14 protein-coding genes are annotated in these 21,575 nt (G+C 45.4%); 13 read left to right on the top strand and 1 reads right to left on the bottom strand.

Annotation, left to right across the window (positions count from 1 at the left end):
- Positions 1–5: 5 nt before the first annotated feature.
- Both G9U52_RS01910 and G9U52_RS01905 read left to right on the top strand, forming a co-directional pair.
- Positions 6–1,295, top strand: a complete 1,290-nt coding sequence (locus tag G9U52_RS01910; protein ID WP_166145327.1) for an aspartate aminotransferase type Ic — start codon at positions 6–8, stop codon at positions 1,293–1,295.
- 43 nt (positions 1,296–1,338) lie between these two features.
- Positions 1,339–1,863 carry a Crp/Fnr family transcriptional regulator gene (locus G9U52_RS01905; protein ID WP_166145324.1) on the top strand — a complete coding sequence of 175 codons (525 nt, stop codon included), beginning with the start codon at positions 1,339–1,341 and terminating at the stop codon, positions 1,861–1,863.
- Here the strand turns inward: G9U52_RS01905 and hmpA are convergent.
- Positions 1,827–3,032: an NO-inducible flavohemoprotein gene (gene hmpA, locus G9U52_RS01900; protein ID WP_166145322.1), complete on the bottom strand. Its 1,206-nt coding sequence runs from the start codon at positions 3,030–3,032 to the stop codon at positions 1,827–1,829. The two genes, G9U52_RS01905 and hmpA, sit on opposite strands and share 37 nt — an antisense overlap.
- A gap of 217 nt (positions 3,033–3,249) precedes the next feature.
- On the opposite strand from hmpA, the gene G9U52_RS01895 reads away from it, so the two are divergent.
- The 11 genes from G9U52_RS01895 to G9U52_RS01845 all read left to right on the top strand — a co-directional run bounded on the left by G9U52_RS01895 (position 3,250) and on the right by G9U52_RS01845 (position 21,360).
- Positions 3,250–4,350 carry an ATP-binding protein gene (locus G9U52_RS01895; RefSeq protein ID WP_311764803.1) on the top strand — a complete coding sequence of 367 codons (1,101 nt, stop codon included), beginning with the start codon at positions 3,250–3,252 and terminating at the stop codon, positions 4,348–4,350.
- A 292-nt stretch (positions 4,351–4,642) separates the two neighbouring features.
- The gene (locus tag G9U52_RS01890; protein ID WP_166145317.1) at positions 4,643–5,395 is read left to right on the top strand and encodes an ABC transporter ATP-binding protein; all 753 of its coding nucleotides are present in this window, start codon (positions 4,643–4,645) and stop codon (positions 5,393–5,395) included.
- On the top strand, positions 5,355–6,473 hold the full coding sequence (locus G9U52_RS01885) for an efflux RND transporter periplasmic adaptor subunit (protein ID WP_166145314.1): 1,119 nt from the start codon (positions 5,355–5,357) through the stop codon (positions 6,471–6,473). The genes G9U52_RS01890 and G9U52_RS01885 overlap by 41 nt, the downstream gene beginning before the upstream one ends.
- Entirely contained in the window at positions 6,473–9,439 is a 2,967-nt protein-coding gene (locus tag G9U52_RS01880; protein ID WP_207952748.1) for an ABC transporter permease, read from the top strand. The genes G9U52_RS01885 and G9U52_RS01880 overlap by 1 nt, the downstream gene beginning before the upstream one ends.
- Positions 9,440–9,442: 3 nt before the next feature.
- The gene (locus tag G9U52_RS01875; protein ID WP_166145311.1) at positions 9,443–10,327 is read left to right on the top strand and encodes an ABC transporter ATP-binding protein; all 885 of its coding nucleotides are present in this window, start codon (positions 9,443–9,445) and stop codon (positions 10,325–10,327) included.
- Positions 10,328–10,375: 48 nt separating this feature from the next.
- On the top strand, positions 10,376–11,851 hold the full coding sequence (locus G9U52_RS01870; protein WP_166145308.1) for an ABC transporter substrate-binding protein: 1,476 nt from the start codon (positions 10,376–10,378) through the stop codon (positions 11,849–11,851).
- Between the two features lie 31 nt (positions 11,852–11,882).
- Positions 11,883–14,087 (top strand): hypothetical protein, encoded by a 2,205-nt coding sequence (locus G9U52_RS01865; protein WP_166145305.1) that lies wholly within the window; start codon positions 11,883–11,885, stop codon positions 14,085–14,087.
- 248 nt (positions 14,088–14,335) lie between these two features.
- A complete protein-coding gene (locus G9U52_RS01860; protein ID WP_166145302.1) occupies positions 14,336–14,857 on the top strand; it encodes a GbsR/MarR family transcriptional regulator in 522 nt (173 codons plus the stop codon).
- 93 nt (positions 14,858–14,950) lie between these two features.
- A complete protein-coding gene (locus tag G9U52_RS01855) occupies positions 14,951–18,064 on the top strand; it encodes an efflux RND transporter permease subunit (RefSeq protein WP_166145299.1) in 3,114 nt (1,037 codons plus the stop codon).
- Positions 18,065–18,095: 31 nt separating this feature from the next.
- On the top strand, positions 18,096–19,349 hold the full coding sequence (locus tag G9U52_RS01850) for an efflux RND transporter periplasmic adaptor subunit (protein ID WP_166145296.1): 1,254 nt from the start codon (positions 18,096–18,098) through the stop codon (positions 19,347–19,349).
- Positions 19,350–19,371: 22 nt separating this feature from the next.
- The gene (locus tag G9U52_RS01845; protein ID WP_166145293.1) at positions 19,372–21,360 is read left to right on the top strand and encodes a hypothetical protein; all 1,989 of its coding nucleotides are present in this window, start codon (positions 19,372–19,374) and stop codon (positions 21,358–21,360) included.
- Positions 21,361–21,575: the final 215 nt, after the last annotated feature.

Genomic DNA, 21,575 nt, shown 5'->3' with positions numbered 1-21,575 from the left:
TGGACATGAGTGGCTACGAACAATTAAGTATATCTGAATTAAAGGAACAACTCGCACAATTAGAAGGCGTATATGAGGGCTATAAAAGCCGTAACTTAAAGCTGGACATGTCAAGGGGCAAGCCATGCCCCGAGCAGTTGGACCTATCTATGGGGATGCTGGATCTTGTAAGTTCTAAGGATACTTTAAAAGCCTCGGATGGTATGGATTGCCGCAACTACGGCGGTGTGGACGGATTGCCTGAGATGAAGGTGCTATTCGCACGTTTGCTTGAGGTGGATACTGGGGAAATCATGATTGGCGGAAGCTCCAGCTTGAACCTGATGCATGATATGATTGCAAGGGCGATGCTGCTGGGCGTTTATGGCAGTGAAGTGCCATGGGGCAAGCTGCCGGTGGTCAAATTTCTTTGTCCGAGCCCCGGGTATGACCGGCATTTTGCGATATGTGAGCTGTTCCAAATAGAGATGATCGTTATTGATATGCAGCATGATGGACCAGATATGGATACGATCGAACGGCTTGTTCGTGAGGATGAAGCTATCAAAGGCATTTGGTGCGTACCGAAATACAGTAATCCAGATGGCATTACTTATTCGGATGAAGTGGTAGATAGGCTTGCTGCCATGCCTACCAAAGCCGCCGATTTCCGGATTATATGGGATGATGCATATATCGTCCATCATTTAACAGACCAACCCGATTTATTGAAAAATATGCTGGCTGCATGTAAAAAAGCCGGCAACCCTGACCGTGCCCTTATGTTCGCGTCCACTTCGAAAATTACTTTTTCCGGCTCCGGCATTGCCGCGATGGCGGCAAGTGCTGCCAATCTGGGCTTCATACGCAAGCAGCTTTCGATTCAAACGATTGGACCGGATAAAATTAACCAGCTTCGACATATCCGCTTTCTGCCAGACCTGGAGCATATCCAGGTCCATATGGCCAAGCAAGCGGCTTTGATTAGGCCGAAATTCGATAGCGTGTTAAGCAAGCTGGAAGCGGAATTAGGCGATAAGCATCTGGCCACTTGGAACAAGCCTAATGGCGGCTATTTTATTAGCCTGAACACCATGGATGGATGTGCCAAGGCCGTGGTCAGCAAGGCAGCCGAGGCAGGTGTCACCTTGACGCAGGCAGGCGCAACTTATCCTTATGGCCAAGATCCGAGAGACCGCAATATTCGGATCGCGCCGACGTACCCAACACTCCCAGAGTTGGAATCGGCAATTGATGTGCTGTGCCTATGTGTGCAGATGGTAAGCATAAGCAAGCTATTGTCGGAGAAGCCGTAAGCCGATCAGGGAATGATCCTGAATAGGTGCGCAGGAGGTTAATATGATTTTACATAAAGGCGAGACTTTGTTCCATCAGGGTGAACTAGGTCCCTTATATCAGCTGAAAAGCGGTCTGCTAAAAATCGGCCGTCTCCACGAGGACGGCAACTCGATTTTGCTGAATATTATCGTACCCGATGAAATTATACCCCATCATTCCTTAATTAGTCCGAATGCCTATCACGGGACGGCGGTTGCTTTGATGACCTGTGAGATCGAAGTGCTGCCCGCGGCGCAGTGGTATCGGGAATTGGAGCGCAATCCGGAGAAATTTCGCGCAATTGCGCTGCAGCTTCAGGACAAGCTGCGCATGATGCAGCAGAGGATCGACCAGCTTTCTGAGGCTGCGCCTGCTGAGAAGCTCAGCAAGCTGCAGCGCTGGTTCCAACAGTATATCGGCTCAGATGCGATAACGGACGTGCTGACCCAAGACGAAATCGGCCAGTTTATCGGCATCCGCCGTGAAACGGTGAATCGTTTGCTGAGAGCTCACAAAGTAGCGGCGGGTCCGAAAAATTCGAAGTGAATACTCGATTCCGGTATGTCCCACTCTTTAAGCATTCCGTTAACTGCTCGCATAAAAGGTGTAGGGCCGCAGAAGTAGAAGCTTGCTTCCTTTGAGGGCAAGACGCTGGCCAGCCAGGGCAGATCCAGATAACCTTCTTTATGATAAGTGGCCTCATGCCCAGTCGGTACTGCGTAACACCAATAAGCGGACAGCTGTGAGTGTCTGGCGACTAGCTGCTCTACATGCTCACGCATGGCATGCATCTGTTCATTCTGTGCCGCATGGATAAAGGTAACCTGTCGATGCGGCTCTCTTTCAGCCAAGGTATTGAGCATGCTGATCATCGGCGTTAAGCCAACGCCGCCGCTGATCAGCACAACTGGCTTAGTGTCTTGCGGCTCCAAAATAAAGTCGCCTGCCGGCGCAGACAGCCACAGGATGCTGCCTTCATAAATGTTCTGGTGCAGGTGGACAGAAACCTTACCCGCTGGTCGATCCGCTAACGCTTCCTCTCTTTTGACCGAAATCCGATAATAAGGTTTGCCTGGTGCATCCGAAAGGCTGTATTGACGAATATGGGTATACGTCTCGCCGGGTATCGTGATTTTGACACTGACATACTGTCCTGGCTCAAAAGCCGCTATTGCCTGGCCATCCACGGGCATTAAATAAAAGGAAGTAATGACCTCGCTTTCCTGAACTTTCCGCTCTACGCGAAAAGCTCTGAAATCCTTCCAGCCCCCGTCTTGCTCTGCAGTTTGTATCACGAGTTCTCGTTCGATCCCTATAAACACATCGGCAATAACTCCATAGGCTTCACTCCATGCTCCTAAAATCTCGTTAGTTGCTGCATCGCCGAGTACAGTCTGGATAGCACCCAGCAAATGCTGGCCAACAATCGGATAATGCTCCGGCTGGACACCGAGACTACGGTGTTTTTGGGCAATTTGCTTGACTACAGGCAGGATTGCTTCCAGCCGGTCAATATGAAGCGCCGCAGCATAAACAGCGTTCGCCAGAGCTGCTTGCTGCTTGCCTTGTTTTTGATTGGCATGATTAAAGATATGGAGCAGCTCAGGATGAGCGTTGAACAAGGATTGATAGAACGTAGTTGTAATTTCCGTTCCATGCACCTCCAGTACGGGCACCGTGGATTTGATAATGGCTATGGTTTGTGGACTTAGCATAAATGAGCCTCCCTCTTTATTAGATGTTGTTATATAGCTAAGTATAGCCAATGCAGGAGAGGAACTTGTGATTAGAATCACATCAAAAGGTAACGATTTGTGGACATATAGGTTTAGGGGAATTATTCGAGTGCGAGTGTGTGAGTATTTACATAGTTTTACAATTATGATATTATTTAATTACGTAATAACGTATTTACGTAATTTAATAATGGAGGTGTTGATTTTGAATCGAAATCTCGGATCAGAAATTGACCAATTGAAGCTAGAGATGAACAAGCTGCAAAAACTTGTCGGTTCATATCTAGGTGAAGCGAGTAAAAAAGCGTTTGTTATGGACGATCTAACCCCAGATAAGGAACAGAATGAAGGCAATATCTACTACTCGGGACAATATCGTAATGGGCATATCAAATACAAGTGGGATGCCAAGGAACAACCCATCAGAGGTTTGCTTAATCTCGATGGGGAGAAAATGGCAAAGATTTTATCGGCGCTTGGCAATAAACAGCGTTTGGACATTTTAAGATCTGTCATAAAGGGACCCGTAGCTGGAACTGAACTCGTAGAGAAGCTGAATATGGGTACAACCGGCCAATTATATCACCATATTAAAGCATTAATGGGAGCAGACCTGCTCGTTCAAGAAGAACGTGGAGGTTCGTACAGCTTGCCCTCTCACCGAGTACTTCCCGTGCTGCTGCTGCTTGCAGCTTCTTCTGAGCTGGCTGATACGACAACTTATATGGACATGGCAGATGCTAGAGAGCATCCAGATTTATATTTGGGAGCTGCTGGACAGGCTTATGATCCTCACCTTTTGATTTGGGCGCTTTTGGAAAATACAATTTTGGAGCATCAAGTGGGGAGTTGCACCGAGGTTCATATTTTTTTTCATAATGAGCGAAGCCTGACCGTTGCAGACAATGGGAGAGGCATTCCGATTACTGTGCTTTCTAATAGAGAGCGACCCCATCTTCAAACGGTGATGACAGACATTGGGCAGGCAAGCTTAAGTGCGCCCTACTATGCAGCGGGAGGGGAAAAAGGGATCAGTGTAGCAATCGTGAATGCCTTGTCGTATCAGTTAGCTGTGGAAATACGCAGGGAAGGAACGATTTATAGACAGGATTACAAGCAGGGCATTCCACAATCCGGCATTATAAAGGTAGGCGTCACCGAAGAATCAGGCACAAGTATAACGCTAGAACCCGATCCAGATTTGTTCCTTACGGGATTTGATATAGAGGCTTTGCAAAAAAGAGCGATTGAGATCCAAGGAGCTTATCCTAATCTGGCGATCCATATTCTCAGATAATAGCTTCAGGTAGAAATTGAACAGCTTTAGGCATGAAGACCTGCTTTTTATCTGATAAGGATAAAGAGTAGGTCTTTGGTATATATTTTCAGAAAAAAAGAGCGAAATTGTAACTTTTTCCAAGTTCAGTCCGTCTATCTATGGGGAGATATTTGTGTAAATACTTGACAATTTACTTGAATATAGCCGATAGTTAAAAATATGATATTAAAGGAATATAATGTAATAAAATGTAACTAAATTTCCATTCGTATTACTGGGCTTTTTGAATACCATCCAAAGGGGGATCAAGATGATAAATTGGGCTCGTGCCGCCAACCGCAAGACCAGCCCTGAGCCCCAAACCCAAAGCACGGACGGCTCGAAGCCAATATTAACGGTATCCGGTGTAGAGCGTTCCTTTCCTTTTACCGGAGCCGGAGGTCAGTTGCATGTGCTTAAAGGCATCGACATGGCTCTTTATCCTCTGCAATTAGTGATGCTTAAGGGCAGGTCGGGCTCAGGGAAAACGACTTTGCTTAATTTGCTGGGCGGTTTGGACCAGCCCAATAAAGGCGAGATTATTTTTCTTGACCAGCCGTTTCATAAAGCCGGTGACGATAAGCGAACCCAAATCCGTCGTAAGGAAATCGGCTTTATCTTTCAATCGTATGCGCTTATGCCACTTCTATCCGCGTGGGAAAATGTAGAGCTAGCGCTACGCATGGCTGGGGTGCCACGTTCCCAATGGAAGCAGCGCGTAACCCACTGCTTGGAACTGGTAGGGCTGTCCAAGCGGATGCATCACCGGCCCTTTGAGCTCTCAGGAGGCGAGCAGCAGCGGGTAGCGATCGCCAAAGCGATTGCCCATAAGCCTTGCCTGCTGCTGGCAGATGAGCCGACTGCGGAGCTCGACTCCCAGATGGGAGCACAGGTCATGTCGGTCTTCAGAGACATTATTACAACCGAGCAAGTAACCATATGTATGACCACTCATGATCCAACAATTATGGAGGTAGCCGACCATGTATTCGAAATGGTGGATGGAAAATTTGCCAGCAAGTAGCATCAAGCTTCGTTCACTGGCTATTTTGTGTGTAGCTGCCCTTTTGATATTAGGCTCGGGCTGCTCACTATTGCCCAAAGAAGAGGAAGAGGAAAAGATTCCTGCAATTACCGCTCCTAAGCTGTCCCAAAAGCCGGAGTTTCTTGTGAAAACCGATACGCTGGAAACGAAGGTACGCGGTTCTGGCAAGCTGATGGCGACGCAGGAGGAGGACTTATATTTTACGGATGAAGCCAGCCGCAGAATAAAAAATGTGCTTGTCAAAAGCGGAGACAAGGTAGAACAGGGACAGCTGATTGCCGAGCTGGATGTAACGGAGCAAGAAAGCCAACTTAAGCAGAAGCGGTTGCAAACCCGCAAGGACGAGCTTGTTATGATTGAAGCATTACGCAAAGCGGACGAAATGACGGTGGAATCACTCGAGCAGGCGAAAATTGATTTTGAGATAAAGCGTGAGGAATTGTACAAGCTGGAGAGCACAATAGCCAAGGCGAAGCTGACGGCGCCTTACACGGGTACGATTGTTTCTGTGTTTTTGAAAAAAGGCGATACCGCCCAAGCCTATGATGCCGTAGCGACGATTGCCGACCTGTCACAATTGACGGTTGTTGGCACCTTGAGTACTGATGATTTGAAAAAGGTAGCCATTGGCATGGAGGTTGTAGTCGATATTAATGCGGCAGGGCAGCACAAAGGCAAGGTGCTTCAGCTGCCCAATCCCCAGGAGCCTGCATCCGGTGGCAACACAGGCAACATGGGCAATGGCAGCCAAGGGAGCAGCGGCCAGCCGAAGGCTCCGGACACCATAGACAATTACCTGGTTGTCCAATTGGATCCATTCCCTCCAGGGCTTAACCGTGGCACACCGCTCAGTGTATCTGTCATTACTGGACGCAAGGAAAATGCAGTCACGATTCCCTTATCGACCTTGCGTTCTTACTCGGGACGTAATTATGTGCAGCTGGTGGATGAGCAGGGCAACAAGAAGGAAATGGATGTTGAAGTCGGCCAACAAACCTCGACAGATATCGAGATTATTAAGGGGCTAACGCCAGGACAGAAAGTAGTGGGTCGCTAATGTCGATACCGATGCTGCGATTTCTTTATCGCAAAATGTGGAATACACGCTGGTTAACCTTAAGCTCATTGCTAGGCTTAATTATGGCTGTGGCTTTTACGACGAGTATACCCATGTACGCCGATGGCTCTTTGAAACGGGTAGTGACCAAGTCACTGGAAGGAAAAAGTGAGGGCTTGCCGGCTGGCTCCGTGCTGATCCGTTATCAAGCAACCGGAAGTGAAAAAGCAGAGCTATCCGCACTTGCCGATGTTGGGCAATATATCAAATCTGACCTGCCACAGGAAATAGCTTTCCCTTACCAGGCTTATGTAAGCAGTTATTCGATCCGTTCCGCACAGCTTTCACCAGACGATCCGATAACCGTCGACCCCAGTAAAAAACGGCAAATGACCTTGGTATCGCAGATAGGGCTGAAGGAGCAAATCGAGCTATCCCAAGGGCAATGGTACGCCGACCAAGTCGAGAATGGGATCGTCGAGGCCGTTATTTTCGAGGAAGCGATGTTTCGCAACGATATGCATGTCGGCGATATATATAATTATCCGATCAGCGGAGGGCTAGGGATTGCCCCACTAAAGATTAAGGTTGTGGGCACGATCAAAGCGAATCAAAGCGATGGCCCGTACTGGTTTCAAGGCATGGAAGGGCTGGTCAATTCCTTCTTTATGAGCGAATCATCGTTTCAAACCTACATACTTGAACAGAAAAAAATTCCGCTTAACCTTGCCAATTGGTATTACGCCTTTGATTTAAGAGAGATTCAGACGAGCCAGCTAGCTTCCTTGCAAAATAAGCTGGAGCGCCTTGACGTCACTTTATTTCAAAAGCTGAAAAATACGCGGGTTGATTTATCGTTTATTCCACTTTTGCAGGAATTCAAATCACAAAGCCTGCAGCTGCAAATTCTTTTATTTACTTTGGCGGCACCGATGATTGCGATGGTCTTCTATTATATTGTGATGAATGCCCGTCAATCCTTGGATCGGCAGCAAAGTATTATTGCGGTGCTGAGGAGCCGTGGAGGCAGTACGAGGCAAATTATTTTTATTTATCTGCTCGAAGGCCTTCTTTTAGGGATAACAGCTTTAATTATTGGTCCCATCCTAGGCTGGTTTATGGCCAAAAGCATCGGTTCCTCCAGTGGCTTCCTTACCTTCGTTGACCGTCAAGCTGTACCTGTGGGCGTCTCCTCTGAAGCGCTTTTGTATGGGGCAGCGGCTGTTGGTATTGCTCTGCTGGCAAGTGTCATACCCGCCATTGTATACGCACGTTCGTCTATAGTGGGTTACAAGCAAAAGCTGGCACGTGCCGATCAAGCACCGTTTTGGCAAAAATGGTTTTTGGATGTTGTGTTGCTTGCAGTAGTCGCGTATGGCTATTACTTATTCGACCAGCGCCAGGTGCTTACTGCCCAAACTGGATTAACATCGGATCAATTGCAGGTGCATCCTTTACTGTTTTTCGTACCGGCCTTATCGATTATTTCGTTGGGATTGTTTTTTCTACGTGTGTTTCCCTGGGCCTTGCGTTTATGGGGCTGGATAGGCAAACGGTTTTTGCCAGTACCCGTATATTTAACGCTGACTCAGCTTTCACGCTCTGCCCAGTCCTATTATCCGCTTATGCTTTTGTTGATTCTCACACTGGGTCTTGGTGTGTATAATTCATCGGCGGCGAGAACCATTGATTTAAATTCAACGGACCGGATTCTTTACGCATACGGAACGGATGTTGTTTTACAAACGGTATGGGAAGGCGTTTCGGATGAGCTGCCACAGGACCAGAATTCCGGCCAAAACGGAGGTCAAAGTGGTGGAAATAATGGGGGTGGATCAGGTGGCTCCCAAGGTGGTGCCGGAAGCAATCCCCAAGGGGGAGCAGGCTACGGTGGGCAGCAGGGCGGTTCAGGATCGCCAGGTGCAGGTGGTGCATCAGGCGGAGGTATGGAGGGGCCGTCACCGAAGCTGCGGTATGTCGAGCCGCCATTTATTGTATTCCAGCAGACAGAGGGCATTGAACGTGCAACACGTGTGTTGCGAACGAAAGGCAATGTTGTCGTTTCCGGTAAATCGTTAGGCCAGGGCATGGTCATGGGAATCGACAATGTTGACTTTGCCGAAGTCGCGTGGTTCCGCAGGGATTTGTTCAAGGCGCATCCCAATGCCTATCTTAACCTATTAGGCAGCTATGAGCAGGCTGTCATTATTCCAAGCTCCTTTGCCCAGAAGCATCATATTAAAGAAGGCGACATCATTAACATTTCTGTGCAACAGCAGCAAATCGAGTTTGTCGTTGTTGCGACTGTCCCTTATTGGCCTAGCCAATACCCGGAGCAGACTCCTTTTTTTATAACGAACTTGGATTATATTTATGACCAAGCGCCAATGGTTCCTTATGAGGTCTGGCTGAAAATGAAGGAGGGGGCTAAGGTTACGCCAATCGTCGAAGCCCTTACAGCCAAGCAAATTGGCATTGCAAGTGTTAAGGATGTAAGGAATGAGCTGATCACGCAGAACAAACATCCTTCACGTGGTGGTGTGTTTGGTATATTAAGCCTTGGCTTTCTCGTATCCGTGCTGGTGTCATTAATTGGTTATATCCTTTATTGGTTTTTCAATCTTTCGAGCCGTGTTGTCCAATTTGGGGTATTACGGGCAATGGGGCTGTCGCGTAGGCAGCTAACCGGCATGCTTTTACTGGAGCAGGGCTTTACTGCGGGTTTATCCATCGCACTTGGTATCGGGATTGGCAAGCTGACGAGCTATCTGTTCCTGCCCTTCCTGCAAACAGCAGAAAATGTGCAAATGCAGGTTCCCCCTTTTCGGGTCGTGTTTAGTGCCCGTGATACCGACCAGCTGTATCTGGTAGTAGCGTTCATGATGTTAACGGGTGCTTTGTTATTATTCCTGCACATTCGGAGGCTACGTGTCCATCAAGCTGTGAAGCTGGGAGAGGAGAAATAAACGATGATCATCTGTGAAGAGCTAGTCAAAATTTATAAAACCGATGAGATCGAGGTTGTTGCGCTAAAGGGTCTTAATATTTCCATAACAAGTGGCGAAATGATGGCTATTATCGGCAACAGCGGCAGCGGTAAATCTACCTTGCTGAACATATTGGGCGGTCTTGACCGCCCCTCTGCCGGCGCCGTTCAGGTGGGTGAATGGAACCTGCTGAAGATCAGCGATGACGACCTGGTTCAATACAAGCGGACAACAGTTGGTTTTATATGGCAAAATAACGCCCGTAACCTGGTGCCTTATTTGACAGCATTGGAAAATGTCGAAATGCCCATGATGTTAAGCGGACAGTATGACAGGGCTTATGCCAAGCAATTGCTTGAATGGGTAGGGCTTAAGGAGCGGATGGGCAATAAGCTGCAGCAGCTTTCTGGTGGTGAGCAGCAGCGGGTGGCGATTGCGATTTCATTGTCTAACAAGCCCACGCTGCTGCTGGCCGATGAGCCCACCGGCTCAGTGGATTCAAAAACCTCCGATATGATTATGGACATTTTTCGCAAGCTAAACCGTGAGCTAGGCGTCACGATCGTTATCGTAACCCATGATATGGAGCTTGCCAGCAAGGTGGATCGCGTTGTGGCGATTCGTGATGGGATGACCAGCACCGAATTTATTAAGCGGAATCCGAATCTCGACGATCTCGGCTCGGAAGGAAAGGGGCAATCCAGGATGATCCAGGATGTACACGAGGAATATGTGGTGCTGGATCGAGCAGGCAGGCTGCAAATTCCGAAAGCGTATCTACAAGCGTTAAAGATCGATAACAAAGCTTCCATGGAGTTTGATGGCGAGAAAATTATTATTCGTCCGCCTAAAATCCTGAATCATTAAGTGTTGAAAAATTGGAAAACCAGCTCATAAATTGGAGGGAATGTACAGATGAAACCATGGATCAAGCAAGCTATGCTGCTTTCAATATGCATGGGGCTTACGGTTCCCTTGTTTGCAGCTTGCACTAATCTTCCGAATGCAGGAGATCAAACCGAACGCGTATTGCGGATCGCAACCACAATGGGTGGAAGTGAGGATGAATACTTCCGCCAGCAATTTACGGAGATCTTTGAGTTCGCCAATCCGAACATTAAACTTGAAATTGTATCCACTATTGATGAGAGTATGTTTTATGGGGGGCAGCCTGATCCAAGCACTAAGCGGATTGATCCGCTGGATAAGCTGAAGGAAGTGATGCAGGGTGATAATCCGCCTGATGTTGTTATGGTTGGCTATGAGCAATTACCGGAGCTAATTAGCAATAATTTGCTAACACAGCTTGACCCGATGATCACCAAGGATAAATTTGATACCTCAGATATGGTTCCCGCAGTAATGGAAGGCTTGAAAAAAACGGGCGATGGCAAGCTTTATGCACTGTCTCCGACTTTTAATTCCTCGGCCCTTATCTATAACCGAAAAATGTTCGATGAAGCCGGAGTTGCGTATCCGAAGGACAAAATGACCTGGGAGGAGACCTTTGAGCTGGGGAGAAGATTAACCAAAGGTGAGGGAGAGAGCCGGAAGTATGGCTTCTCGTTTTCTACACAAGCAATGGGCGACCTGTTTTATTCACTGCAAATGTTTACGGCTCCGCTGCAGCTTAGCATGTTTGACGAGCTGGGGGAGAAAATGACCGTCGATACCGACCAATGGGAAAAGATTTGGAAGACCATGCTGCAGCTTAAGAAGGAGAAAATTATTCCAGAGCAGCCGGATCAAGCAACCATGAGGTCAAAGATGTCAAATGGCGACTTTAATCCGTTCCAATACGATGATTTCTTATCTGGACGTGTTGCCATGTCGATTATTAATTACGGCCAGCTTAACCAAATAACGAATGCCAATAAAAACGCAGCCAATATTAAAGGCTTCACCCCCATCGATTGGGATGTAGTAACCTTGCCTGTCCATCCTGAAGCACCTGATGTTGGAGGCTACATGAATATGAATGGGATTATGGGTGTTAACGCCAAAGCGCAAAATGTGGAGGACGCCTGGAAATTTATTAAATTCATCAATAGTGAGGAATGGGCTCGCCTGAAGGCTAATAGCACTTATAATATTGTGACCCGCAAAAAATATATCAAGCCCAAAGAAGGCGTGCAATTCCATATGGAGGCTTTTACAACCTTGTCTCCTGCCCCGCAGCCTGACAACAAAATTTATCGTGATAAGCCCAATATTTATCAGGTTCAAGAAATTGGCCATCGATTGTTTAATGATGTAGTTCAGGATAAAATCCAAGTCAGGGATGCACTCAAAAAATGGCAGACCGAAGGGGATGCTGCTTTACAGCAAATGAAGGATAATCCGGGTGGAGCCGTCGGTGGTATGGGTGTAGCGGTTCCAATGATGAATTAATTGCGAATATGTTTAGGAGGCCAAATTCAACATGAAGATAAACAAACAATCGAGCGCCATCCTGCTACTGGCAGTAGCTTTAACCTTTGTTTCAGCCCTCCCCACTTCAGCCGCTGAGAGCGCCAATAGTAGCGTCGATAGCGGCATGGTAGCTCCGCCAAGCAGCAATCCAACAGGAGAGCTCACAACAGGCTCTGCACCGGCATTGGGGAAGGTGGAAATTGCCGGAGGCAGCTATTTTGAACTGAAAAATGTCACCATGCTGACGGAGCAAAGCGGCAAGACGGTTTCCTTCACACTTGGCGTCAACAATGTCACGAACAGCGATTTGCTATTTATTGATTATTGGGTGCGGATGCGGACACAAGCGGGCAACCAAATTTCGGTGAAGGTGCTACCGCAGGACAAGGATAAAAACCGGATTACGCCACAGTCCGTGCAGGACATTAGCTTTTATGCGACAGTTAATGATGCGACAGAGCTGAAGGATCTTATTTTTGAGGTTATTAAATGGGATTTTAGTGAGCCAAACTTTGAACGAAAGCTGGGAGAGGTTGCTGTCCCTGAGGATTACTCTGTATTAACCCCGGTAGCTGGCTCCCATACAATTAATATGGCAGGTACGCAGGTTAAAGGCTCCATCAAGAAAGTATGGATGTCCAAAAATGAGAAAAATTACTCGCCCACCGTTGTTTTAAATATGGAAAACATCGGAAATCGTACAGCCTTGGTTCCGGCCTACCAGTTTCTGCTGCGCACGGGAGAAGGCTATATGTATCCACTAGATGCCAAAAGTTTAAAGGATCTAGCAATTAATCCACAGGTGAACGAAGAGGTTGAACTGAGTGGCTCCATACCGATAGCGGTCAGTACCGAAGGCTGGCAGCTTGTTATTATCCAGAACGCACCTGATTTGAAGCTGAATCTCCCGATTGCTTATTTTGAGCTGCCTCAGGTATCCGATCCTGATCGTGTAGATACGGGAACCGAATATAATTTTTCGAATAAAGCGGGTACTTATACCTCCAAGCTAAATTCGTTCCAACGGCTTCCTTGGGAGGACCAGGATATTTTGACAGCGAATTTAACCTTATTTAATAAAGGTGCTGAAGCACTTCCGATCCCAGATCTAGTAGGATATTATCTTTTAGACGATCATGTCAAAGTGGAAGCCAAATTAATTAAGACGGATAAAATGATTGGGCTCCCTAAGGGGGCTGAAGCGAATTTTCAATTCATCGGTAAAATGCCTTATACATACCAATTTTCCACGATTAAGCTCATATTAGAAGAGAAGATTGGAGAAACGGAAAAGGAAAAGCTTTTGGAATTTGCCCATCGTTCAGAGCTATTGAATATGCCTTATTTAAATGTAGGGGAGATTTACAAAAAAACAAGCGTGGGACGCAGCGCGAGCTACAAGGTTTTAAATGTAAATACGTATTCGGGAGATACTGCTGATATCTTTACGGTTCAGATGGAAGCGGTCAATCTGGAAAAGCGCCTCACAGATGTGTCTAAGCTTGTAGCCCAGTTTAAAACAGTGGATGGCTCGGTTTATCCCGCTGTTATTTCCGAGATCAAAAATAAGGTGGGGCCAGGTGGAAGTGCACTTCTGTTCCTCTCCAGTACCTTACCGAAAACTTTCCCTACTACCAATATGCATGTGATGATTGGTGAGGCGATAACCGAGGATAAATATACGGAGAAGGATGCTGTTCCTGATGCCTATGTGAATGCAGCTGCTTTTTGGCTGCCTAACGAAAATTTCATGGCTCAAGAGGATTTCGTCAAGGTTGACCTAGCGCCGTACCAGCTAACCATAGGCAGCATCAATACTTGGCTAGACCGCAATGAATTAAGGCTGACCTTTGATTATGAGCTAGTCAAAAATATGCGGATGGAGGCCAATACAGAAGGGCGTAAGCTGGTGTTTGGCTTTGAGGATGAGCTTGGCAATAAATCGTTTACCAAAGAATATGATTTCAAGGATTTTGATACCCATAGCGTTGAAGCGGGCACAGCAGCAGGGGCAGTTTCCTCAGATCCAGCTGCCAATGATGATAAAATAAGGCTCGGTAAAAAAAAGGAATTCAAGATTATAGAACGGGATTTGGACTTAATATTTCATCTGGATACGTTAAAGACCTACAAGCTCAGCGTATATGACTCCTTTCAAGGACAAAAAAAGCTGCTGGCAACGAAAAAAATAGACTGGTTTTCAACAACAAACTGAATACGTATTGTAGAATGTGGATATCCGTGGCTCCTATCATGGTTTTCACATTCTATTTTTGTGTTGAGAACATATGTTCTATATGTTATGCTTAAAAATATCGTTTAAATGATGAAATTTCTTCCAATTATGAACAATTTGTTAAATCTTCCAATTGCCATTGACAGTAAATCCAAAAAGATTTAGTGTTGATATCGTTAACAATGTTGTTAACGATATCAACGACTGATCCGAGGAGTTTGCTTGCAATGAAATCACCACTATCCTTTGTCGATTTACGTACAAACATAAGCAACCATATGTCGCTTTCTTTTGAAGCGGAAGGCTTTAGTCCTTTGGTAGGCAAAATTTTTGCCCATTTATTGTTTGCTTCTAACCCAGTTAGCTTACAGGAAATGGCTGAGGAGCTTGGGGTTACGAAAGCAGCGATCAGTGTGCAGGTCAGGACGCTGGAAAAACATATGATGTGCCACAAGCTGCCAACCAGCAGCAACCGCAAGGATTATTACTACATAGCAGACGATTTTAGCATGGCATCCGTTCATAGTACCATTACGAAATTACAAAGCATCCGGAAGTTGATTGAATCGACATTGGGTGTATATTCAAATTTGGATGCAGTAGAGGAATTTGAACGACCAGCCCACGATGTTTCGAAACGACGTTTCATAGAAATGCAAGCTCTCCATGAGATGTTTTTGGAACGTTTGGTCGGTTTTGAAGAAGAGTGGGAGTTGCGGCGGGAAAAGCTTTTTAGCAATATGGATTAAGCGATTTTCGTGAATTTGCATAAATTTGAAGGGGTATTACTGAAGGCTGCGTCTAAGTAGTCAGCCAATGTTATGTTATGGAGGAGTAGAGAGATGAACAAGTTGACCGAGTTTTCAATGAAAAATATTACGGCTGTGGTCATTATTACCCTGTTGCTGTTAGCAGGTGGGCTTTATACAACGACCACGCTGAAGGTGGAAAGCTTTCCGGATATTTCATTTCCGGTCGTATTGATTAATACTTCATACACAGCCCCTCCGATGGATGTACTCGACGATATCACTAAGCCTTTGGAGAAATCCATTTCCAGCTTGGACGGTATCAAGAATATGACCTCTACCTCCAGTGATAATTTTTCCACGATCGTTTTGGAATTGGAAAACGACAAAAAACCAGATGATGTAAAAAAAGATGTAGAAAGCTTAATTGCGAACGTAATTTTACCTCAATCTTCGGAGAAGCCAAAAGTGCAAACATTAGGCTTTGCCTCCGAGCCCGTTTATTACATATCCGTTTACGGAACGAATGGAATGAGTCAGCAGGATCTCGATAAAGTATATAAAGATGTGATTCTGCCAGGCTATGAATCCATCAAGGGTATTGACCATGTGGATTCGATAGGTAACCAAGAAGCTGTTTTAACAATGAAAATGGATGCCAATGCCTTAAGCAACTATGGCTTGTCGCCCGACCAAGTATCAACAAGCATCAAATCTGCGATTCTTTCAAGCCCTGCGGGTTCAGTTGATTTCAACGGAAACACCCAAATGGTTCGAGTGAAAAGTGATCTTAACAGCGTATATAATCTTGAAAACATGAAAATTACAACAGCAGCAGGTGATACATTGCTGCTTAAGCAGTTGGTTCGTATTGAGGCGATTAACGAAGCGACTTTCTATTCCCGTTTAAATGGGCAGCCTGCTATCGGGGTAAACCTATTCAAAACGAAAAATGCCAATGCTGTTGAATTTGGAGACGAAGCCGATAAGCTGATGGCTGGCTGGAAAACCCAGTATCCAAATATCGTGTTTCATACAGTTTATAACAGTGCAGTGGATATTAAGCATTCCATCAACGGCATGGTTCAAGAAGGCGCTTTGGGTGCGATTTTGGCGTCCATTATGATTTTGCTTTTCTTAAGAAATGTGCGTATGACGATCATTGTCCTCGTTTCAATTCCGCTCTCGATTATAGTTACTTTATTATTTATGGGTCCGCTCGGAATTTCATTAAATATTATGACCCTAGGCGGTATGGCTATCGCCATTGGGCGGGTAGTTGATGATAGTATAGTTGTTATCGAAAATATATACAGCGAGTTGGAAAAGGCAGAGCGGCGTAATGAATCGGTTATCAAGCTTGCGACTGCCCAGGTTGCTTCGGCGATTACTTCATCAACGATTACAACCGTTGGGGTTTTTGGACCCATTGCCTTCGTAAGTGGTGTGTTGGGTGAAGTATTCCGTCCCTTTGCGATTACCCTCGGCGTAGCACTTATATCCTCCTTGATTGTTGCTTTAACGATTATTCCTATGATGGCCAAATTAATGGTTATGAATAGTAAAATCAAGGTGCATGATGAAGCGGAGTCCATGGGCATTTTCTCCAAAATATATAAAAAGCTATTGGTGTGGTCTCTTGCCAACAGTTGGAAGACGCTGACGCTCGCATTTATCTTGTTTATAGTTACTATTGTTTCTGTAACTCCGTATTTATCCACTTCTTTCATGCCAGAAAGCGATTCGGATAAGCTGATGACATTTTCGATAAAAATGCCACGTGAAACGACTATCGAGACGATGGATGCTAAGGTTAAAGAAATTGAGGCTATGATTCTTGAGGCCAAGGATGCCAATGGGGAGCCTAAATTCGAATATTTTGAATCCTTAATCGGCTATAGCAATAGTACGGATCGAATTGCCTATAGATCCTCTTTCTTTGCTGCTGCTTCGGCAACATCCAATGCCAAGGATTTGGCAAAGGAATTTAAGGAGAAGATCCTCTACACATTGCCGCAAGGCTCAGAAGCGGAAGGCTCTGTACTATCCGCTGGTGGACCGCCAGCCTCCGACACAGACTTCTCCTATGCGTTGAAGGGTGAAGATCTGAAAAGCCTGCAGGTAGCTGCTGACATTGTTAAAGCCAAGATGAAGGAAATTCCTGAGTTAACCGAAATTAAAGATACTATAAGTGAATCGAAGACTGAAATTGAAGTGAATGTTGACCAGAATAAAGCACGATTGTATGGTTTATCCTCTGCACAAATTACGAATACAGTGCGTGGGTGGTTAGTAGAGGAGAACATCGGGGATTTGAAATTCGATAACACGACCTTTGAAACCAAAATTATGCTGGATAAATCATTCAAAAATTCGGTGGAAAAGATCGGGCAGTTCCCTATTAAAACCGCTACAGGGGTAACGGTGTATCTCAATGAAGTAGCTAAGATTCGCCAAATTGATGCAGCAGTTGCGATTACACGTGAAAACGAAGAACAGATCGTAAAGGTTAATGCCAAAATCGATAGTGCCGATAAAGGTGGTATAAGTGCTAAAATCAGTGAGGCACTTAAAACGGTAGAGCTTCCAAGTGATGTTCGCGCAGAAGTAAAGGGCGTTACCGATGATATCGAAACCAGCTTCCAGCAAATGTTTGTTGCTATGGGCGCGTCGATCTTTATCGTATACTTGGTAATGGTATTGGCTTTTGGTAATGCAAGTGCACCTCTTGCCATCTTGTTCTCCCTGCCCCTAGCGGCGATTGGTGGTTTACTGGGACTTTTTGTTACCAATGAATCCGTCAATATCACTTCTCTGATCGGATTCTTAATGTTAATCGGTGTGGTTGTAACCAATGCCATCGTGCTGGTTGATAGGGTACAGCAGCTGCGTGAAAGCGGCAATTCTGTCTATGATTCATTAATCATAGCAGGGACTACACGTTTAAGACCGATTATTATGACAGCAGGCGCAACTATTTTGGCACTAATGCCACTCGCACTCGGTTTTTCCAAAGGAACAGTGATTTCCAAGGGCTTGGCCGTTGTTGTAATTGGAGGCTTGACTACCTCCACTCTGCTCACTCTATTAATTGTTCCTATCGTATATGCTATGATTGCTAGATCTAATGATAGAATGGCAGGTTGGTTTAAGAAGAAAGAACCAACCGTTATCGATACGAGCAAAAAGATAACCACTACGCATTAATCATATAGATGATGAAAGGGAGAATCGGCAAATGAACTTTAAAATGATCAATTCCGCCAAAAAAAGCACGAAATTGTTAGGAGCCGTTGTATTAAGCACAGCTATATTGGCAGGCTGCACTAGTCCCGCAACAACAGCACCTACCCCAACAGCAGCAGAGCCTGTAATAAAGTCCGTTAAAGTAGCAAAAGTGGAGAAGAAAACGATTGGGGCGCCTCTGGAGCAGGTTGCAGATGTTGTGTCCTCAATCCAAATGGATATCGTGACTAAGGTAAGTGGCGATATCCAAGAGATTTATAAAAAACGCGGAGATATGGTGGAAAAAGGCGAGTTAATCCTTAAGCTGGATCCTACCGATGTCCAACTGCAAAAACAAAAAGGGCTGCTTGGTGTGAAAAGCGCCAGCCAGCAATTATCCAAAGCCCAGGAAGATCTGGTAAATTCGAAGGTCGATTTACAAAATGCCGTTACAAAAATAGAGCAATCGATCAAGGATGCCGAGAAAAATTATGCCAAAGCTCGGAATGATTATGATTTAGGTCTGTTAACCAAATTCCAGCTCGAACAAGCAGACACTCAATTAAATAATCTTAAGCTGGATTTGGAAAGTGCTCAAAACAAGCTAAATACGATCCAAACAGCTAACACTTTATCTCAATTGGAAACCCAATTGGAATCGTCTAACCTTAGTATTCGTGAGGCTGACCGCACGCTTAACAATTTGGAGCTAAGAGCACCCGTTAGCGGTGTATTAACTGAGCTACCTATTGAAGTAGGAATGAGCTTGTCTGGCGGTTTTAAAGCCGCGCAGGTTCAGCAGTTGGATCCAATCAAGGTGAAAGCTGAATTAACTGAAGCATCTGCCCAACTCGTCCGCGGCAAGCAGGAATTGACCTTCTACGTATCAGGCAGCACCGAAAAGCTGGTTGGCAAAGTTAGTTATTTGGCAGATGTGATGAGCTCGCAATCCAAATCCTATCCGCTAGAGCTTGAAATTGCGAATCCCGAAACGAAGCTTAAGCCGGGAACGAAGGTGCAAATTTTGCTTACCGAGGAAAAGGATGAAGTCGTTATTACAGTACCAACGCTTAGTGTAGTGCGTGAAGGCGGAGAAACCTCTGTATTTGTACTTGTTGGAGATATTGCCGAAAAACGCAAGGTACAGCTCGGCCGCTTGAACGAGACCGTCCAAGAAGTGCTTTCGGGTATTCAAGAAGGCGAGCAGCTTATCGTATCGGGGCAAAATCAATTGAAAGACAAAGAGAAGGTACAACTAGCGAAATAATCTGTCTACTGGAGGTATTACAATGAAAATGAATTGGAAACATACAGCAGTATCCGTCCTTATTACAACCTCACTTTTATCATCAAGCTATGCGGCAATGGCAGCTGAAGTAGCAGGTGCGAACTCAGGAACACCTGCTGCGGTTACTTATAAATTAACGGATAGTTTAAATGTCGATATTAAAACGGTTTTGAACGATCGTATTGAAGCCGGAACCCGTGTAGGGGTTGTAGTTCGGATGAAAAACAACGGAGCTGCCATCAGTCGTGTACCTGAATACGAGCTTCGTGTAAAGACCGTTGAAGGTGTAGAATATACATTGCAAGCTAGTGCTTCAAACCCACGTTCTATTCAACCAAAAGCAACGACTGAGTTAAGCTATTTAGCCGATATTGACCGCACAGATACGGTAACGTTAGCGGAAGCTAACTGGACAGAGGTCGATTATTATGTATACCCGAAAACCGAGGTTCGAATAGTTGCGATACCGATTAGTGGACAATCGTGGAAAGGCAGCGATATGAAAATTACGGATCCTGCCTCCGTAAAAAAATGGGGCGAAACGTTTAAAATTCCTTCACTAACCTCCCCATTGGAATATACGCCAATAAGTATCCAGAAGGAAGTTACGGAAAAAGGTACAGTTCAAGTGCTACAGTTGCTTGTAACGAACCCTACGGATCGCCGCGAGACCTTGCCTGAGTTCATTATCGATGGCAAGACCGCGTCTAAGATTTATGAGGGAAAGCAGGTCACTGACAAAACTACCGAGAAAGCAGTCCAAGCCTCGGTTATGCCTGAATCGGCTATTACCGGCACTCCACTGCCTGAGACAGATCCAGCAACAACTGCACCTGCTATCGATCCTGCTACAGCAACAGGAGGTGCAACGGGCACTGGGGAGCAGCAAGGCACGAATACAGGGCTGCCAGCTTCTACAGGAGCGGATACAGCATCTGTGGGTAGCAGTAACACAGCAGGTTCGCAATCCCAGTCTTATTATGGGAATAAGGTAGAGCAAGGTGAAATCATTCTTGAATCCAATGAACAAAAATATATCCATTTCGCAATTTCTACGGATAATGATACCGTTCTATCCAGTATTAATTTATTAACTCCCGAGAAATTCACTCAAGCTGGAGCATCGGGTGTCCCAACTGTTGTTAGTTATAATGTAGGCAGACTTAATATCTTGCTTCCAAGCACGGCTGCAAAAGTCACTTATCCTTCCTATGTTTTTGGGCTGCCCATGGTATTTGATCCATTAAGTCAGCTCATTCATTCCAATCTAGAGGTTTCAGTCGTTGAATTCCACATTAACGATAACACCGACGAAGGCTCTAAAAGCGTTACGTCCAAATTCAAAATCTTTAATAAAAGTGATATCCCGATGACCGTTCCTGTGTTTCAAACGGAGCTCTTAAGTTTGGATGGTTATACTTATAGCGGGAACCGCCAGACGTTAACTACACAGAATATTTTACCGAACTCTGCTTTGGTTGTCAGTTATTCCTACACCCTTCCTAATTCGGAAAAGGGTTCAGGCTTAGTGCTGAAAGTAAATGATACAACTAAAGTCGCACCTTATAAAATGAATCTAGCATCCTACAACATTGAAATTCAGGCTATGGAAACCGAGGAAAAGTTCAGTGTATATCCATTTGATGGCAAAGTGACCTATTGGACGCTTACACCAGTCTATAACCGTACAGGCAATAATACTTATTCTTACAAAGCCCGTTTCAATCTAGATTTAACGCGGCAGGAGCAAATCCAAATTGATACGAGCTTCTCCCAGCTGCAATTCGAGCTTTATGATTCGCTTGACCGTTTAATTGGTACCCATAAAGCGAACTTTATCGGGGCTGGACGCTTGGTAAGTGGAGAAAATAACTTTGCTTTTGAGTCAACGACAGAGCAATTGGATCGTCCTCTAACGATCCGTATGTTTGAAGTGTTCACAACACCAGCAGGTGATGCCAAACGTTTGTTAGGCGTGTATAAGCAATAAGCTAGAGTGATTGTTTATCTAAAGCTCCCCATAAAAATAAACCGTCCATTAGGGCGGTTTATTTTTATGGGGAGCCCGTTTACTTGATGTGTTGCAAATAAGGTTTCTCCGATTGGGATATGCTACAAATAGTGTATTTGCAAATAATAAGTGGAGTGATCACTATGCATTGGGTATATTGGGTTAAGCTATATGATAATAAATTTCAGGCAGGT

It is taken from the genome of Paenibacillus agricola, assembly GCF_011440305.1.
GTDB classification, from domain to species: Bacteria; Bacillota; Bacilli; order Paenibacillales; family NBRC-103111; genus Paenibacillus_S; species Paenibacillus_S agricola.
The sequence above is the reverse complement of the archived record's forward strand: the minus strand, read 5'-3'. Positions and strand labels throughout refer to the sequence as shown.

What these genes read in the sequence shown, in the direction of transcription:
- G9U52_RS01865 (WP_166145305.1), top strand. Translation starts at nt 11,883, where the DNA reads ATGAAGATAAACAAACAATCGAGCGCCATCCTGCTACTGGCAGTAGCT.
- G9U52_RS01845 (WP_166145293.1), top strand. Translation starts at nt 19,372, where the DNA reads ATGAAAATGAATTGGAAACATACAGCAGTATCCGTCCTTATTACAACC.
- G9U52_RS01905 (WP_166145324.1), top strand. Translation starts at nt 1,339, where the DNA reads ATGATTTTACATAAAGGCGAGACTTTGTTCCATCAGGGTGAACTAGGT.
- G9U52_RS01870 (WP_166145308.1), top strand. Translation starts at nt 10,376, where the DNA reads ATGAAACCATGGATCAAGCAAGCTATGCTGCTTTCAATATGCATGGGG.
- G9U52_RS01910 (WP_166145327.1), top strand. Translation starts at nt 6, where the DNA reads ATGAGTGGCTACGAACAATTAAGTATATCTGAATTAAAGGAACAACTC.
- G9U52_RS01860 (WP_166145302.1), top strand. Translation starts at nt 14,336, where the DNA reads ATGAAATCACCACTATCCTTTGTCGATTTACGTACAAACATAAGCAAC.
- hmpA (WP_166145322.1), bottom strand. Translation starts at nt 3,032, where the DNA reads ATGCTAAGTCCACAAACCATAGCCATTATCAAATCCACGGTGCCCGTA.
- G9U52_RS01890 (WP_166145317.1), top strand. Translation starts at nt 4,643, where the DNA reads ATGATAAATTGGGCTCGTGCCGCCAACCGCAAGACCAGCCCTGAGCCC.
- G9U52_RS01855 (WP_166145299.1), top strand. Translation starts at nt 14,951, where the DNA reads ATGAACAAGTTGACCGAGTTTTCAATGAAAAATATTACGGCTGTGGTC.
- G9U52_RS01885 (WP_166145314.1), top strand. Translation starts at nt 5,355, where the DNA reads ATGTATTCGAAATGGTGGATGGAAAATTTGCCAGCAAGTAGCATCAAG.
- G9U52_RS01850 (WP_166145296.1), top strand. Translation starts at nt 18,096, where the DNA reads ATGAACTTTAAAATGATCAATTCCGCCAAAAAAAGCACGAAATTGTTA.
- G9U52_RS01875 (WP_166145311.1), top strand. Translation starts at nt 9,443, where the DNA reads ATGATCATCTGTGAAGAGCTAGTCAAAATTTATAAAACCGATGAGATC.
- G9U52_RS01880 (WP_207952748.1), top strand. Translation starts at nt 6,473, where the DNA reads ATGTCGATACCGATGCTGCGATTTCTTTATCGCAAAATGTGGAATACA.